Origin of the sequence: Dyadobacter chenhuakuii (assembly GCF_023821985.2) — a bacterium.
Lineage (GTDB): Bacteria > Bacteroidota > Bacteroidia > Cytophagales > Spirosomataceae > Dyadobacter > Dyadobacter chenhuakuii.
Map to the genome: position 1 here is coordinate 2,488,641 of NZ_CP098805.1, position 16,256 is coordinate 2,504,896.

The 16,256-nt window shown below is 46.0% G+C and carries 13 protein-coding genes; 3 read left to right on the forward strand and 10 right to left on the reverse strand.

Going from position 1 to position 16,256, the window contains the following annotated elements:
• Positions 1–11 precede the first annotated feature (11 nt).
• Positions 12–1,352 (reverse strand): lipopolysaccharide biosynthesis protein, encoded by a 1,341-nt coding sequence (locus tag NFI80_RS10345; RefSeq protein WP_235161373.1) that lies wholly within the window; start codon positions 1,350–1,352, stop codon positions 12–14.
• A gap of 160 nt (positions 1,353–1,512) precedes the next feature.
• Between NFI80_RS10345 and NFI80_RS10350 the strand changes: the two genes are divergently transcribed.
• Entirely contained in the window at positions 1,513–2,289 is a 777-nt protein-coding gene (locus NFI80_RS10350) for a glycosyltransferase (protein ID WP_233796061.1), read from the forward strand.
• A gap of 35 nt (positions 2,290–2,324) precedes the next feature.
• Positions 2,325–4,931 (forward strand): ATP-binding protein, encoded by a 2,607-nt coding sequence (locus NFI80_RS10355; protein ID WP_235163122.1) that lies wholly within the window; start codon positions 2,325–2,327, stop codon positions 4,929–4,931.
• On the opposite strand, the gene NFI80_RS10360 is transcribed toward NFI80_RS10355, so the two are convergent.
• The 5 genes from NFI80_RS10360 to NFI80_RS10380 all read right to left on the reverse strand — a co-directional run bounded on the left by NFI80_RS10360 (position 4,926) and on the right by NFI80_RS10380 (position 11,796).
• The gene (locus NFI80_RS10360) at positions 4,926–6,101 is read right to left on the reverse strand and encodes a glycosyltransferase (protein WP_235163121.1); all 1,176 of its coding nucleotides are present in this window, start codon (positions 6,099–6,101) and stop codon (positions 4,926–4,928) included. The two genes, NFI80_RS10355 and NFI80_RS10360, sit on opposite strands and share 6 nt — an antisense overlap.
• A gap of 29 nt (positions 6,102–6,130) precedes the next feature.
• Positions 6,131–7,630 (reverse strand): O-antigen ligase family protein, encoded by a 1,500-nt coding sequence (locus tag NFI80_RS10365; RefSeq protein WP_235163120.1) that lies wholly within the window; start codon positions 7,628–7,630, stop codon positions 6,131–6,133.
• 142 nt (positions 7,631–7,772) lie between these two features.
• Positions 7,773–8,954 carry a glycosyltransferase gene (locus tag NFI80_RS10370; protein WP_235163119.1) on the reverse strand — a complete coding sequence of 394 codons (1,182 nt, stop codon included), beginning with the start codon at positions 8,952–8,954 and terminating at the stop codon, positions 7,773–7,775.
• Positions 8,951–11,131 carry a lipopolysaccharide biosynthesis protein gene (locus NFI80_RS10375; RefSeq protein ID WP_235161379.1) on the reverse strand — a complete coding sequence of 727 codons (2,181 nt, stop codon included), beginning with the start codon at positions 11,129–11,131 and terminating at the stop codon, positions 8,951–8,953. Before NFI80_RS10375 ends, NFI80_RS10370 begins: the two co-directional genes overlap by 4 nt.
• A complete protein-coding gene (locus NFI80_RS10380; protein WP_235161380.1) occupies positions 11,128–11,796 on the reverse strand; it encodes a TolC family protein in 669 nt (222 codons plus the stop codon). The genes NFI80_RS10375 and NFI80_RS10380 overlap by 4 nt, the downstream gene beginning before the upstream one ends.
• A gap of 319 nt (positions 11,797–12,115) precedes the next feature.
• Here NFI80_RS10380 and NFI80_RS10385 point away from each other — a divergent pair, with 319 nt between their 5' ends.
• The gene (locus NFI80_RS10385) at positions 12,116–12,523 is read left to right on the forward strand and encodes an acyltransferase (RefSeq protein WP_275978149.1); all 408 of its coding nucleotides are present in this window, start codon (positions 12,116–12,118) and stop codon (positions 12,521–12,523) included.
• Between the two features lie 45 nt (positions 12,524–12,568).
• Here NFI80_RS10385 and NFI80_RS10390 read toward each other — a convergent pair whose 3' ends face one another.
• From NFI80_RS10390 to NFI80_RS10405, 4 genes are all read right to left on the reverse strand, one after another.
• Positions 12,569–13,786 (reverse strand): sugar transferase, encoded by a 1,218-nt coding sequence (locus NFI80_RS10390; RefSeq protein WP_235176576.1) that lies wholly within the window; start codon positions 13,784–13,786, stop codon positions 12,569–12,571.
• A 13-nt stretch (positions 13,787–13,799) separates the two neighbouring features.
• Entirely contained in the window at positions 13,800–14,189 is a 390-nt protein-coding gene (locus NFI80_RS10395; protein ID WP_026630356.1) for a response regulator transcription factor, read from the reverse strand.
• Positions 14,190–14,609: 420 nt separating this feature from the next.
• Complete coding sequence (locus tag NFI80_RS10400; protein WP_235161382.1) at positions 14,610–15,620, reverse strand: energy transducer TonB; 1,011 nt, start codon at positions 15,618–15,620, stop codon at positions 14,610–14,612.
• Positions 15,607–16,197, reverse strand: a complete 591-nt coding sequence (locus NFI80_RS10405) for an RNA polymerase sigma factor (protein WP_235161383.1) — start codon at positions 16,195–16,197, stop codon at positions 15,607–15,609. Before NFI80_RS10405 ends, NFI80_RS10400 begins: the two co-directional genes overlap by 14 nt.
• Positions 16,198–16,256: the final 59 nt, after the last annotated feature.

Sequence of the window (16,256 nt, forward strand, 5' to 3'; positions counted from 1 at the left end):
TAAGTTATGATTCACCTTGCGGCGAATTTGAGCCAATACGTTTTAACAATGCCAGCCGCTTCCGCGTAACCCGTTGTGATCACGCTGCCGATCGAGAAAGGATGAAACCGGTTCAATCCCCAGTAACCCACGCCAACGCCTATTAATGTGGGTATAATGCCTGCAATGGCAACCCCATACACATTATGCGTGATGGCAATGCCCAGAAAAGACGAGCAAACGCTCGCAATGAGCATGACGACCACTTTTATAAAATTGATTTTCGGCTGATGGATTACGTCCAGGGTAAGTGCAAAAAATCTGTCCATGGGATATAAAAGGGCGAAAGTCATGAACAGCCGCATGATGTTGGCAGCTTCGGTATCCATGTATTTTTTGCCTCCGATAATGCCGATCGCCACATCCGCCAGCAGCAATGCCCCAATGCACACCGGCACAAGCGCGCAGGTAAGCAAGCCTGTATATCTTTTCATGATCTCGATCACCCGCTCTTTGTTGCCTGCGTTGTATGCCGCCGAAAGTTCGGGCATCCCGGTTGCCGCAAAGCTGCGCAGGGGAATTTCGATGATTTCCATGAGGCGCTGGCCCAGGTTATAGACTGCGAGCGCGGCAGGCCCGAGCGTGAAGTTAATGATCATCGTGTTGGACGTGCCAAACAGGTTGGAACTGAGCGTTGTGCCTACGCTGTATTTTCCAAAATGAAACAGCTCACTGATCCCTGCTTTCGTACGGGAGCCAAATGCAGCAATGCGTGACCAGCCCATGAAGATGGAAAACAGGCTCGTGGCGATGGCTGCGGTAAGGTAAGCGTAGATAATGTTTTGCAGACTGGCCGTTTTTGTAACGGCCATAATGATGACCAGCAGGATAAAAACACCCTGATTTACAAACCGGATATATAACAAATGATCAAAGCGCTGCTCTGCCTGGACCACACAAGTGGCGATAAAGTAAGGAAGTGAAGCGACATAAATAACCCCAAACCATTCTACAAACAGGATCAGCGAAGGATTTTCGAGATAAGGCGAAAAGAAATAAGCAGGAACATTCAGGACGACCAGGATGGCAGTGATCGCGCCGGCTATAAACCAGGTTGAACCCACCACTTCGGCTTTTCTTTCCGGCGTTGCGCCCGCGTAAAACTTAATAAATGCCGTGGTGATAAAACCCGAACGGAAGGTGTCAACAAGCAGTAAAACAGAGAGAAAGAAAACCCACATTCCGATGCTGGCCACCGAAAGCGTCCTGTACAGGATAATCATATTCAGCATACCCAGAACGGACATAATGCCGTTTCCCGCCAACGATAGAAAATGCTTGTTTTGTACTTTTTGTAAAAGTTCGAATCCCATTTAATAATGACTGAGGAAATCGGTATGGCCGGGTTGTGTAGACACAAATATGGAATTTATTTAATAATATATTGTTGATTTAGCGAATTAATTTTACAGATAAATTAACTAATTTTCCACCTTGTAAGGACCGCATGTGACAACATAATACACATCTTTTATGCAACATAATTTTCCAGAGACTACTTTGCTGATAACCCACTACAACAGAAGCGGTTCGTTAGAGCGATTGTTAACAACATTCCAGAACCTGGGTTGTCAGTTCGCCTCGATAGTAGTGTCTGATGACGGAAGCAAGCCCGAACATCTCACCAAACTTGTTGCATTAAAGGACCGTTTCACCTTTGAGCTGGTGACCACGCCGGTAAACAAAGGCCTCGGTGATAACATTAACAAGGGTCAGGATGCAGTAAAGACGCCTTATACCCTTTATGTGCAGGAAGATTTCGACCCGACGGAAAAATTTCCGGAGACTTTTAAAGACGCGCTGCAATTTATGAATGAGGACAAAGGGCTCGACATTGTCCGGTTCTACGCGTATTTTGCCCATCCCAAACTGAAACCTTTCAAAAAAGGATTTTCGGAAATGATATTTTCTTACTGGGACCCGAGCCACCTCAAATTTTACATTTACAGCGATCACCCGCACCTGAGACGCAGCAATTTTCTTGAAAAATTCGGACGCTATCCCGACAAGGTAAATATCAACCTCAGCGAATATACCATGGCCATCAATTTCTTGCATAAGAAAGGCAGAGGCCTGTTCTACAACGAGTTCACGACCATTTTTGAACAAAAAAACACTGCGCAGGAGCCCAGTACGCTGGACCGGAGAAGCTGGAAGCTAAGTGAAAATCCACTGGTGCTGCTTACGCGCTTTTTTTATCTGCGTTATCGCTGGCTGAAAAACAGCCTGGATCTTGCGTTGAAAAAGTAATTTAGGAATCGATTGAGGAGGCAATAATCCAATTTATGTTAACCAGTCCGGCTACAAAGTATTTTAGGTTGTATTACGCAGGCATTTATCTTGGATTAGCCCTGATATTCGGCTCTCAATACTTTACTTACCGGAATGTTAAGGACCTGTCCCTGAACAACGAAAGGCTCAATGTCACGATAGGCGTTTTGAACCAGACGGCGAATTTTGGGCTGGTTACCAAGGACTTTCAGTCCAATATGCGGGGATTTCTGATCACGGAAAACAAGGATCTGCTGGCCGACAATTATAATAAAAAAGTGCAGCTGGTAGAGATCAGCGACACGCTTTTTAATCTCGTCAAATCCAATCCGGTTCAGACGCAACGGGTTCAGGAATTATTAAAGATTTCAGGTGATATTGTCGCCTATACCCAGAACATTATCACAATTTACAGGACTGTCAGCGCAGATTCTGCGTTCAGCGAGATCAAAAAGGGAGAAGGAATCCGGCTTAACAGCCTGCTGAACAATCAAATCAGGCAGATTGAACAGCACGAACATTACAACCTGAACAAGCGCCGGCAGCTCGTTTCCACTACGCAGAAGAATTCAGAATTTTTCATTTTCGCAACCAGCGGTGTCGGATTTTTGCTGACATTGTTTGCCATTTTTTTCCTGAACAGAGACAAGCGCAAGCAGCATCTTTTGCAAAAGGAACTGAATGAAAAGGAGCGCCTTTTGAACCAATATCTTGAAGCGATTCCCGATGGCGTAATGGTGGTGAACCAGCAAAAGGAAATTGTGCTGCTCAACCAGTCGGGGATGGAAATATTAGGGATCAAATCGCGCAAGATTGAGACCCTCGAGGAGGAAGTGCAGCAGCTCGTGCTGCGTGACCCAACCAATTACCACGTTCAGTTTACGGCTGAAACCTTGCCCGTTGCAAGAGGCCTTGCCGGAGAAAAGCTGATCGGCAACAAGATTGACCTCATCAAAGCAAACACCATTTTCCATTTGGAAAGCAATGTGCAGCCGGTGGTAGGCATTGATGGTGAAATCACAAGCGCCATTACCGTGTTTCGCGATATTACCGAACGTGCCAATTACGAAGCTACGCTGGAAAAAGCGCGGATACTTGCGGAAAAGTCGGTAAGGGTGAAGGATATATTCCTCTCCAATGTGAGCCATGAGATCCGGACGCCGCTCAATGCGATAACCGGGTTCACCAACCTGCTGGTTAGCGAGCTTACCGATCCCAAGAGCCTGGAATTTCTGGGTTACATTCAGTATGCCAATAAAAATCTGCTGGAACTGATCAATGATATTCTCGACTTTTCCAAAATTGAAGCCGGACAGGTGCATCTTGAAAAAGGGTCTGCCTCAATCAGGGATTTGATAAAGTCCATATCAGCCATTATGAGGCAACGGGCTGGCGAAAAGGGCATTTCCTATGAAGCTATCCTGGCCGATAATGTGCCGGAATTCATTGAAACGGATAAGCTCAGGCTTACGCAGATCTTGTTGAATGTTTGTGGCAATGCAATCAAGTTCACGGAAACCGGCGGTGTAAAATTACGCGTAACCCCTGTAAGCGATCTGGTTAATGGCGTTCAGACAATCCGGTTCCAGGTGGAGGACACAGGGATAGGGATTGAAAAGGATAAGCTGGCAAGCGTTTTCAATCGGTTTGTGCAGGCTACGGAAAGCACAACCCGGATTTTTGGAGGAACTGGGCTTGGGCTAAGCATTGTAAAATCACTCGTTGAGCTGTTCGACGGAAAACTGACGCTGCAAAGTGAGGTAGGAAAAGGCTCTGTTTTTACCATTGAAATCCCACTTAGAATAGCCGAGCACGCCGCTCCTGAGGCTGAGATCGAAAATGTGGATGACATTAGCAAGACGGTGTCATCGTTACATATACTCGCAGCCGAAGATAACTTATTGAACCAAAAATTGCTTTCCGCTATATTTGAAAGAATGAAGATCCCGCTGACCATTGTCAACAATGGCCTGGAAGCAATCCAAAGCCTGGAAAAGGGCGGTTTCGACATTGTGCTGATGGACATTCAAATGCCTGTAATGGACGGATATACGGCGATTAAGGAAATCCGGCAGTCTATTTCGAAGACGATTCCGATAATCACCATGACCGCACATGCCATGATTGGTGAAAAAGAAGAATGCCTCAGCATCGGCGCAAACAGCTATATTTCGAAGCCTTTTAAAGAAAGCGAACTGTTGTACACGATCGCCCATTTGGGAAATAAAGAAAATAATAAAAAAACAGCACCTGCTCACGACCAGCCTCTTACTAATAACACAATGACCAACAGTATCCTAAATCTTGAATATCTAGCTGAAATAACCGGAGGTGACCGCGAACTCCGCGACGAACTGATCAGCATGTTCGAAAATGATAGTAAAATACAGCTGAGCGCTATCCGGGAGGCGTCGAAAACGCGTGATCTGGAACAAATGAGACAGGCCATTCACAAATTCCGGTCGTCACTGTTCTCTGTTGGGCTGCTTACCACTGCCAATCAGTACAAAGATTACGAAGCGAAGTTAAAACAGGGGATCTGGGACGAAGAAGACAACCGCAAATTATTGCAACTGGAGGCCGATTCCACGCAAGGCCTGGCGGAACTGAAAATGTTATAATGCGTTGATCGCCTTGTAAATTTCAGCAACGCTGTTTTCCCAGCTATGTGAACGGGCAAAGGCCTGCCGCTCTTCCGCTTTGGCGCCTGAATCTTCGGCCAAAGCTTTTTCTATCATTACAATATATTCTTCCTTGTTTTCGGCCAGATACACGTAGTCGCTGAAAACATCCATCGCATTAGTCCTTGTGGCTGCAACAGGCTTACCGAGAGCAAGATACTCATCTATTTTCCTGGGATAATTGCCTATGGTAAGCTGGTTGAGGAGCTGGGGATTAAGGCATACGTCGAATGAATTGATATAAGCCGGAAGTGTTTCTGCGTTTTTTGAGCCCGTAAAGATTACATTGTCAAGTTGGTGCAGCGTGCTTTCCTTAAACACATCATCCTCCGGTCCAACGAGCACAAGCTGCCACGCCGGGCGTGAAACAGCGATATAATGCAGCAGTTCCAGGTCTAGCCGTAAATTTTGCAAAGCCCCCACATAACCGATCCTTGGCCCTGGAATAGATGCAATGTCAGCGGGCTCTGCGGCACCTATGCCGGAGTTGAAAAGTTCGAGGTCACAGCCCTGCCCTACGTAAAAAGTATTGGGATTATATTGTTTGCAGTAAGCGGCCAGATACGTGGAGTTAGCAACACAGATGTCGCTTTTCGCGATCAGCTCCGGTTCCAGCTTAGCGCCGTGCTTGGCCCAATACTCCACCCCTATCATGTAGTCACGCGAGTAATATACAGACAGCCGTGGTTTCAGATAATCCTTTATGTAAAAACTCCGGAAAATATCATTGTCATTAAAATGTATGACATTCTCGAATCCAAGCCTTTTGAGCGCCCTGGCAATCGAATCGACAAAAATCCGGTTGTTCCGGGCATTGAACATTTTAAAGATATCGTCGAAAGAGATCCAGTTTATCGACTCGATCATGCGATCGGGATACAGCACCCAGAGGTTTTTTTCTACTTCTTCCAGGCCATCCTCCTGCTTATGAAGCACGCGCAGGCGCCTGACGATTTTCGGATCGGCACTATGCCGCATGGCAGTAATGCGGTCCAGCGGCGCATTGACATATAAAACCCGGTGCGACTTACTGAATTCCAGTGCGATATTTTTACAGTTACTGCCAATCTCCACATCCCATGCCTGCTGTCCCGTGATAACGATATCCATATCTGATCGTAGTGAGTGAAAGAATCTGGTTAGGATGTGAGCCTTTTTCTCTCCCGCTGATCCAAAATCCTGGTCACCGAAATAATGGCAATGGTTAACGAAAAATAAATGTTGGCAGGAAATTGCACAAGCGCTTCCTGCGGGTAATTCCCTAAGTTATATGCAAATACAATCAGAAGCATGCACAAGCAGTACGTTTTTAATTCCGGGTTACGGATCTGGAAATAATTATCGATCCCGACCTTCAGGACGGTGAACATCAGGCAACAGAATATAAAGAGTCCTACCCACCCCAGCTCCACGGCAACGCGGACGTAACCGCTATCCGGCGGGAATTTGGCCAGATAAGAATTGGGAGCAAACCGCACGCCCCAAACACCCGTCGCCCCCAGCCCGCCGCCAAACGGATGCGATTGAATGAAGGGCTGAATGCGTTTCTGATTGATTGCCCGTGTATTAAATGAAGCATCGTCCGAAGGCTTGAACGCCGACTGAAAGCGAAACAAAGTCGGATCGGATGTGGGCATAAGCACAAGCACCACGGTCAGCGAAAATGCGAAGACCGCAAATACGAGAATCTTCTTGCTGAATTTAAGAATACAAAACATGATAAGCCCTCCGGGAAGGAGCACATAAGCACCACGTGTGCCGGAATAAAGCATAGCCATTACGAAAATGACAGCCATCACACCCAAAACCACTTTTTTCCACATTTTAAGATTCCCCGAAATCAGGCCTACGCATAGCAATGTGCTCACCACCATGTGATAGGAAAACGCAACCGGATCCGAGAAGATGGAGAACTTACGCCAATGTCCGTTGATAAAGAGCAGATCGGAAATCAGGGGATCAGAATATAAATACTCATTTTCTGCATCCGAAAAGCCGATGAATTCCTGCTTGAAGCCATATAAAGCTCCTATAACCGACAATCCAAGCCAGAGTTTCAGGATCAACCTCAGAAACTGGATCGTATTGATCTGATACACGAATACGAAATACGTAAGCATGACAATAGCAACCGACCGGATCGTATACACCCACGCCAGGCGCGATTCGGCCGTAGGATTGCCCACCTGAAGGAAGTTATAAAACACCCAGATGATAATGATGGTGCTTACCGGCCCTTTCAGGATCTTCCAGTTAGGGTTTTTCTTTTGCGAGATAAAAAAACCAAGCATTAACAGAATTTCGACGCCGTCGACAGCCGTTCCCCACGGAAAGTTAATGCCCAGCCGGATAATCGAAAAGACAAAAATGGCGAGCATGAGCAGGATAATGATGCCGAATTTGGGATATGCCACAATTCCGTACAGCACGAGCACGCCAACAAGCGCGGCAATGATCAGCACACCAACTTTAAGTCCGAACACCGCATTTGCCCAACCAAAACCGACAGAGAAAAGCAGCAAAAAGAGCATTCCGGGAATGTTCTGTAACTTTTCGTCCCAAAAGATCCGGCGCAGATATCGTCTAACAGGACCGGCAGAATCAGGGCTGGAAGGTGTTGATATTTGATGAATTTCCACTAAAAGAATACTATTTTAAACAAGAAAATGAACACGCTTACGAACGCCAGAACCAATGCAGCCTGCCGTACTTTTTGTTCAAAAGGGGGCAGCTCATCGAAACTTTCCTTTCTTTTCTTGCCGAACTTAGATGGATAGATTTTCATAATGTTCGCTCTTGCGATCCTGAACCATGTTTTGTGGCAACAGAAATCTGATTGGCCTTACCTGCTTTCAATAGTGCGAGTATCTGAAAAGATATAAACTTCGGAATGTTCACGAGCGACTGATAGATCCGCGGGTCCGTTGCTGAGCTTTTCAGCGAGATGTAAAACCCAATCACAAATGTGCAAAGCGCGGCAAACCAGCCTAATGCAATGCCGGGCGCTATAAACAAATTGATCAGCATAAAGAGCACGGAAAGCAACAGGAAAATAAACAAAGGCGGTCGCAACAGCACCAGGCCAAACAGCGTCTGGTTCCAGTTGAAATTCGCCAATCCTCTGAAAAACACGCCGAAACCCAGCGCAAAATACTTGAACCAGGTGTTGATCCACCTTGCCCGTTGCTTCACCAACTGGTCTGTACCCGTGGTTTTCTCATCGTATACAACGGCCCGTTCAGCAAATGCAATCCGGTATTTCCTTCGTACAATCGCCTCCTGCAGCACTTTATCAAAACCGGCCCCGGTAACATCCAGATGTTCCAGACATTCCCTGTAAAGCGGAACCGTAAATGCCATTCCCGAACCTGCAAGCGTTGCTGAAGAGCCAGCCCCAAAAAGAACTTTTCCATCATAAAAATGATAGTAAATGTCCCTGGCAGCATCCAGACAAGCATAAGTGCTATCCAGGTTCTTAGCATCCCGAACACCCTGCACTGCATGGAAACCCCGACTGAAATAAACATTCAATTCGTCGAGATAACCCGGATCGGTCAGGTTGTCGCTGTCGATAATGGTCAGGTGAGAATGCGGCCGGATGAAGTTCCTGATCGCGTAAAAATGGGAACGGGTGTTGCTGCCGAGGACCGTTTCCGGCCGGAGCAACGAAACCTTGTCCGAGCCAAAATGCAGATTGCTGATATCGCATTTATCTGCAACCACATAAATATGGAAATTGGGATAACGGACCTTTAAAAATGCGCTCACAACTGCCGGCAGCTGTTGCGTTTGCTCATAAGCCGTCACAATCACAGCGTAGTCGGGGCTCGTGGTCACCGTGTTTTTCGAACGCCCTTTAACCGACCTGCGCACCGTGTAAATCAGCAGCAATGTAACCGGAAAGATCAGGTTGAAGCCAATAACGCATTGGATAAGCAGCCATATGTATCCAATGATCATCATACTTCTACGGGTTTGTCAATTTTGCCTGCCTGCTCCGGAATGTCTTCTGTGTTGGTCAAAACCCATCCTGAGAACTTTTCTTCCAGGCTGTTCAGATACTGGATCTTGGATTGATCCTCGCCTGAAATCGTTTCCCCGGCGGAGAATACAGCAACCACGCGATCCGTAAAGCTGATCCACTCCTTCGCCTTGTTCATAGAAGTAAGCGCATCGGTTTCGATGAGGACAATGTCAAATTGGGTTTTCAAAACCTGGATGCGCTGCGCGATCATCTTCTCATCCGAAAGTTCAAGTAATGAGACATCTCCGCCTTTATTTCCCAGAATGCTGATTTGTCCCGGGACCGCTTCCAGCAAGTCGTTTTGTTTCAGATAATTTTCAAAAAGCCTCGATTCCGGATTCAGCTTGGTAATGTCGGGCTGGTTAAAATTGCCGTCAATGATCAGGACCGTTTTGTTGATCTTGGAAAACGCCCAGGCCAGTGCGACCACCAAGGACGTTTTACCAACATCATTAGAAAGGCTTGTTACTGCAATGATTTTCGGATCACTCAGCTCGCTGTCCAGTTCGTAGCGGATAGAACGAACGAGGTTTTTATACAACCGGATCGCCTTGCCGTCGGAGGAATTCATGCCCGAAAAGCTCAGGCCGGAGTCCTTACCCAGCGAATTGAGATAACCCAATACAGGCCGGTCCGTCGTGTTCGCCAGTTGGAGCGGATATCTGATGGATTTGTCGAGATAAAAAAGGATGAAGAACACAAACACACAGAATGTGAAGCTGATAACACCCGAAAGCACGATCAGCACCATCTTTTTAGAAGCCTGAACCGTTCCCGGCATCGCTTTCTCGATAAGCCTTAAATAAACCGGAAAACTGAATTCCAGACTCGCATCATTATATCGCTGCAAAGCTTCAATGTATTCTTTGCTCGCAATGTCGATACTGGTTTCGTATTCCTGGATCGTGGCTTCATTTGGCACAAGTCCGTCAAATTTTTTGTTCAGCCGGTTCAGCTCGCCCTGGATGGAAGCCACACTGTTTTTAGCCATTTCCAGCGAAATTTCCATAGTCAGCTTCTTCCCTACAAGATCCTGCTTAGTCACCATCGGATTGTAAATGTATTTATCCGAGGCCGCATCTATCTCAGCCGAAAGAATGTTCCTGACCGAGTCCATGCTGGCTTTCAACTTCGGGTTGAAATTGCTCGCGATATAGCGTTCATTCAGGTCTCTCAGCGCCCGTTTATCGCTCACAATGCTTTGATTAATGCTCGTTAACGCACTTTCAAAGTATTTTCTGTCCGCAGGATTAAATTTGTTGTCAATGTTCTTGATAGCAGCATCGTATGCGATAATTTCCTTCTGGGCAACTTCCCTTCTGGTTTCATAATCTGCCATTTGACCGTAAATGCTTCTGGCCTGCTCATTCAGGTTCATCACCCGGTTCTTGATCTTAAAATCCCGGAGCTTGTTCATCCTTTCATTCAGAGCGACCTGCTTTGCAAGCATAAAGCTTTGTAGGAAATCAATCGTTTTCTTGTTGTTTTCAACCACGCGTGACGAATTGAAACCAATGGACTCCTGGCTCACTGCGTTCACCACATAAGCAGCAAGATCCGGATGTTCTGCTTCGTATTCAATATCGATATAGTCACTGTTCCCTGCGCGGTAAACGACCAGCTTCTCGCGGATTGCGGCAGCATCATAGCCCATGTCTGTGATGATGTTGTTAAGGCTGTTTTCATAAGCTTTTGAGAGATCAAGGCCTTCGCGCGCTTTGTATTTTTTGGTCAGGAAGTTGATGGCCTTCGCCTTATCCGCCTTACTCATGCTTTCAAGCTGGTCCACAGGCTCCCGCCATGTCGAGTCTTTCAAATCTTTCAAATCGTTGATCATCAGCCGGTAAGATACCAGATCGAGATTGCGTTTCAATGTCATCATCTGGATAAGGCTCTCAAACTTGCGGTTGATCTGAGACTCCTGCTCGTCCTTTTCCTTCGTAACGACCTGATCGGTTTTATCAATAAGGCCCGTTGCAATCCGTGCACGCGACTCGAAAGTGTCGGGCAGCTTCTGGACCAGGAAATAACAAATAATAACCGTAATCAGCGGAACCAGGATGAGGGTGATCTTATTCCGTTGTAGTAATCTTAAAAATTGCAGCACTTCGCTCATTTGATATCTTCCAGTTTTTGTCCAATGATTTCTTCCAAACTACTTTTCGCCACCAGGACCTCGCCCTCCGCATTCACAATGTTCTGACTGTAATCCGATTGTACGATCAATGCCTGGTTGTAGTTCTGTAATGTTTCTTCACCTTTTTCAAACCGGTGTCTGGCGTTGGTAACCGCATCATTGATATCCAAAATAGACGACGACCTTATCCGCAGCACGGCAACCTTCTGCATATAAGTGAAATAGCGCTTTTTTACTTCTGCCTCCATGTTGAGATCAAAAGCCTGTTTGTCGTATTCGGCCGCTTTGAATTCACTCTTGGCTTGTTTTACCTGATTAGGCTTTTGCAGGATAGAACCAATGTTGGCAAAAAAACCAAACTGGTAACCGCTCAGTAAATCAGGCGAAACAGAGCGGTTATTATTGTTAGGACTGTACAGATATGAAAATGAAAAGATGTCAAAATAAGAAAGCTTGGCCTTCTTGATGCCGTTTTCAGCAATGTTGACCCGCGCTTCGTACATTTTGACCCGCGGATAATTTGTCTTGCAGGCGGCGATTAACTTTTCGAGATAAGCATAGTCCACATCTTTGCTCAAAGACTCCTGTGCGTGCGTTGTGAGGGTAATCAAAAACAAAGGAATTAAAAACACTGCGTATCTCATTGACATCAATTTTTAAAAAAATAACTTATTTAAAATGAATATTGCTTGATTATGTAGTTATAAAAAATACATTTGACTAAAATTACTTCTACTTTTCCTGCCTTAACAAATGGCCTTTTCTGACCGAATCAAGAGTAACCCCCGTCTAAAAAAGTTCTTTCACTGGCTTCTTATCCCTACTAATCAGGCTCGTCCGAGGCTTTGGGTGAGAGTGATACTGAACCGGTTTTATCATCGAAAAGGTAAAAATGTCATCATCAGGAGCTGGGTAAGAATGGATGTATTGCCATTCAATCCCTTCTCAATCGGAGACAATTCTATGGTTGAAGACTTTACGACGATCAATAATGGTGTGGGAGAAGTTAGGATCGGCAATAACTCGCTGATTGGGCTGGGTAATGTGATCATCGGCCCGATTACGGTTGGGAACAATGTGATCCTCGCGCAGAACATTGTCGCCAGCGGATTGAACCACAACTACGCCGATATCAGACAACCTATTCACCAGCAAGGCGTTAGCGTAGCGCCAATTGTGATTGAAGACGATTGCTGGATCGGCGCCAACACCGTTATCACGGCCGGGGTAAGGATAGGAAAACATTGCGTAATTGCCGCCGGGGCCGTTGTCACTAAAAATATCCCTCCCTACTCTGTGGCTGTGGGCAACCCTGCGCGGGTTATCAAGCAGTACGACGCGTCCAGCGATGAATGGATCAAGACCATTTAACATAAGCGTGTAAAAGTAATTTCGATAATGTTATGATAAGGAGGGTTATACGTTTTCTGATTGCAAGAGGGCCGGGAATGTTTTCAAGATAATCTGCATATCCATTTTAAAGGAAAATTCCTTGGCATAGGTAATGTCCAGCTGCGTCCTTTCTTCTTCCGACATGTCCGCCTTCCCTTTTCCGCGCTTGGTCACCTGCCATAAGCCGGTAAGACCTGCCGGGCCGGCGAAGCGGAGGATTTTATCGTCGGTCGTCATTTTTTCGGCTTCGTAAAGCGGAAGCGGCCGGTTACCCACCAGCGACATATCGCCTTTCAGAATGTTGATCAACTGCGGAAGCTCATCCAGACTGCTGTTTCTTAGAAACTGTCCGAAACGCGTGATCCGCGGATCATTCTGGAACTTCATAAATGCTGCTTTCTGATCTTTCTGAAAGTGATAAAGCTTTTCACAAATTTCTCTCCCGTCATGGAACAATAAGCTTTTGCATTGATTTCCTGCTACGCATTCGTCGCATAAACCGTTGCTTTCTATCTGATTGGCCGCTGGCTCGGCGACCTTATTGTACATACTTAATGCAGCCATCTTCCGGATGAGCTGGTCGGCATCTGTACGCATGGTGCGGAATTTGTAAAGGTCAAAGATTTTGTAGCCGCTCCCTACTCTTTTTGATTTGTAGAAAACAGGGCCTTTTGAATCCAAACGAATCAGAAGTGCAATTAACAGGAACACGGGAAGCAGCAGGAGCACCGCACCACCGGTCGAAATAACGTCGATCGACCTTTTCCACAACGGCGTGCGCGTGTTTTCCGCGCTGATTTTTTGCGAAGCTTTGCTGGCCACATACCATTGCCGTTTTTTGAAATAACGGATGCGGGTAATGAGGTCGCCATCATCGAACCGGACCGAGAAAACGTCGTCGGCGTGATGCTTGCGGGCCGTTTCGATCGCCTCGCTGCTGAGCTTATCCACCATCAGCACGAAAGGAATGTTACCGAAACCAGCCGTGTTCCGGATCGTGTCCAGCAGTTCAAGGCCGCCGCTCTCGCTGTGCGCGAGAATGATATCCGCAGGATAATTTTCTTCGAGGGCATGCAGAACGCCCTCTTTTGAATCGAAATATTCAACCTGCAGCGTATCCGAATATTGTTCGGAAAATTTCAGATACTGTTCCAGATCCTTGTTCAGATAAATTACCCTGAACAAAGCAACATAGGATTTTGACTCAACAACCATTCCTCCGGACGTGCTTGCCAATTCCATATAATATTATTGATTAAGAGTAGCGTTTACTTCGGCGGAGGATCGCGTTGATCTTGGCATGAACCTCCATAGGATTGAATGGCTTTAACATAAAGTCGTCGGCACCCAGGTTGAGGCACTGGATACGTTCGCTGCTTTCATCAGATCCCGAAAGGATGATCACAGGGATATCAGCATACAAATTGCTGGCTTTCGCGACCTTTAAAAACTCTTTCCCGCTCAGATTCGGCATATGCAGGTCCGCGATGATGAGGTCGGCCTGGTTTCCCTCTTCCAGCCACAGCATCCCTTCGGACCCGTCATTTTTAATTACAACATTAAAGTCCTTTTTCAAAAAATGCTCCAATATCTTGGTAATACTGGGTTCGTCATCTAAAATCAAAAGATTTCTTCTACTGCTCATAGGTGGGTACAAATTATTCAAATTATCAAGGCCTGTTAAGGTGTTTCGGATTATGGCTTTCGCCTGGGTTGGGATGGTTGCCTCCTAAACCTATAAAATAATAGCTAATTATTCCGTAGAATTAATAATAATACTTTCCATTGCAAAATCTATCCGGAAATATTATCAGGAGACCCTTATTTCTGCGCATCAGATCATATTAAAAGCATCAAATTTTGGTGTTATCAATCGATTTCCAGAAATTATTATAAAGGGTAAATGTATGAAGGGGCGTGATGATGCTGATAGTAAAATTAAGTACTACAATCGAATTCACAAAAGATAAAGGTTCTAAATTAGAAAATATTGCAAAGTAGTTCTACGACAGGCTTGTAACCGCTATATCGCCAGGGATTTACAAGTCAAATTTTGAAATTTTACCTATTTTCTAAACTGCAACCGGAGCGTTGCAGCCGTGCTGACGGCGGAATCATTTTGTTGGGCAGGAAACCATAGCGGCCCTCCGCTGATGATGCGGATAGCCTCAGGTTGTAAAGGTTTTTTCCCTTGGGCTGTGAAGTCGGTTAATGAGCCATCCGCATTTATTTTAAAACTGACGATCACCTCACCATTGCGCCGGGCAGCGCGGGTTTGCTCGTCCAGGTAAGCATTGTAAGCATCCCAGCCCATTAGCGGACGGGCCTTTACCGGATAAATTGATTTGAATGCTGCAACTGATGGTGCCGTTCGCAGCGTGGATGCAGTTTCGGGCACAACATGATTGCTCTTTTTATACTTGGGTTTGTCACTCAGGCTGTTGGCCGCAGATGACCTGAGCGGGTCGCGGGCCGAATAGCTGAATGCCTGTTCCTCCGGCGCAGCCGATGCGGGAACGCTCACCTGATCAGAATGCTCTGCAATCCTTACTTCCTCATTAAGATTAACTTCAACCTCAGCAACAGCCGGTTCCAATTCTTTGGCACGTCTCGGTTTGGACTCAGCCTTCGGTGTGGATTTTGAAGCTGAAACAGCAACCTCGGGTGTATTGGACAAACTCGGTTGAGCTTCCGGAGTGGGCTTGGTCAACGGCTTTTCCACTGGCTTTTGACTGATTTCACGGATTATTTCTTGTTTTAGGTCTGAAACAAATACAAGCCAGCAGGCGCCCAATGTAATGATCAGCGATGCTGCAGCGCCATAAGCCCAGAGCGGCACCGTTCTTTTACGGCTGGCAGAAGTTCTGTTTTCTAATCTTTCACGGAGCTCTTTGTTAATGTTGGCAAAATCGATCTGATTATTTTGCAGTAAGAGAAATCCCTCATAGGCATCTGCAAGCAAGCGATTTTCAAGCATTTCCTTTTCCAGCAAATGCCGCTCACGGGAAGACATCTCGCCGTTCTGATAGCGGCGAAAATCTTCGAATCCTGATGTATCGGACCTATTTGCTTTCATTTTTTTCAATGCAAATTTTCAGGTTACGCTTACCATTCTGAATATAACTCTTCACCTTGCTGGCTTCGAAACCAGTCTCTTCGCTGATTTCTCTGTAACATTTTTCCTCTATATAAAACAGCTGGATTGCCTTCCGCTGAGCGGCCGGCAATGTGCCCAGACACGTTTCCAGTGCCTCGAATTTCCTTTCTCCAAAAAGTGGCTCGTCCTCTTCATATGAAACCATTATGGATTCAACATCCTCACTGTCAGCCTGATCTGCCGTCACAAATGTCCTTCTAGCCCGCAGCTGCATCAGGCAGAAATTCCGGGATACGCTGTGAAGCCAGCTTTTGAAATTTTCCACTTCATGACTTTTTAATTCAACCAGCAACTTTTCAAATATCTGCATAACCGCATCCTTGCTCGCATCTTCGTCCTGCAAATACTTGTAACACAATGCAAAAACCATATCCATATAAGGCTCGTAAAGCTTGCCCAATAAGCCAGCGTCCCCCGAGCTGCGGTAAGCAGCGAGTTGCTGAGCTTCTGAAAGCGGTGCTACGATGTCTCTTTTGAATATCTTTAAAAACTTCACATGAGTCGAAAATAGAATGACCTCCGTTTGTTAACCCTTAGATGCAGCTTTTTTAAAAT

Excerpts from the sequence above, each read along its gene's own strand:
- NFI80_RS10345 (WP_235161373.1), bottom strand. The coding sequence starts at position 1,352 with ATGGGATTCGAACTTTTACAAAAAGTACAAAACAAGCATTTTCTATCG.
- NFI80_RS10350 (WP_233796061.1), top strand. The coding sequence starts at position 1,513 with ATGCAACATAATTTTCCAGAGACTACTTTGCTGATAACCCACTACAAC.
- NFI80_RS10355 (WP_235163122.1), top strand. The coding sequence starts at position 2,325 with ATGTTAACCAGTCCGGCTACAAAGTATTTTAGGTTGTATTACGCAGGC.
- NFI80_RS10360 (WP_235163121.1), bottom strand. The coding sequence starts at position 6,101 with ATGGATATCGTTATCACGGGACAGCAGGCATGGGATGTGGAGATTGGC.
- NFI80_RS10370 (WP_235163119.1), bottom strand. The coding sequence starts at position 8,954 with ATGATGATCATTGGATACATATGGCTGCTTATCCAATGCGTTATTGGC.
- NFI80_RS10375 (WP_235161379.1), bottom strand. The coding sequence starts at position 11,131 with ATGAGCGAAGTGCTGCAATTTTTAAGATTACTACAACGGAATAAGATC.
- NFI80_RS10380 (WP_235161380.1), bottom strand. The coding sequence starts at position 11,796 with ATGAGATACGCAGTGTTTTTAATTCCTTTGTTTTTGATTACCCTCACA.
- NFI80_RS10385 (WP_275978149.1), top strand. The coding sequence starts at position 12,116 with ATGGTTGAAGACTTTACGACGATCAATAATGGTGTGGGAGAAGTTAGG.
- NFI80_RS10390 (WP_235176576.1), bottom strand. The coding sequence starts at position 13,786 with ATGGAATTGGCAAGCACGTCCGGAGGAATGGTTGTTGAGTCAAAATCC.
- NFI80_RS10395 (WP_026630356.1), bottom strand. The coding sequence starts at position 14,189 with ATGAGCAGTAGAAGAAATCTTTTGATTTTAGATGACGAACCCAGTATT.
- NFI80_RS10400 (WP_235161382.1), bottom strand. The coding sequence starts at position 15,620 with ATGAAAGCAAATAGGTCCGATACATCAGGATTCGAAGATTTTCGCCGC.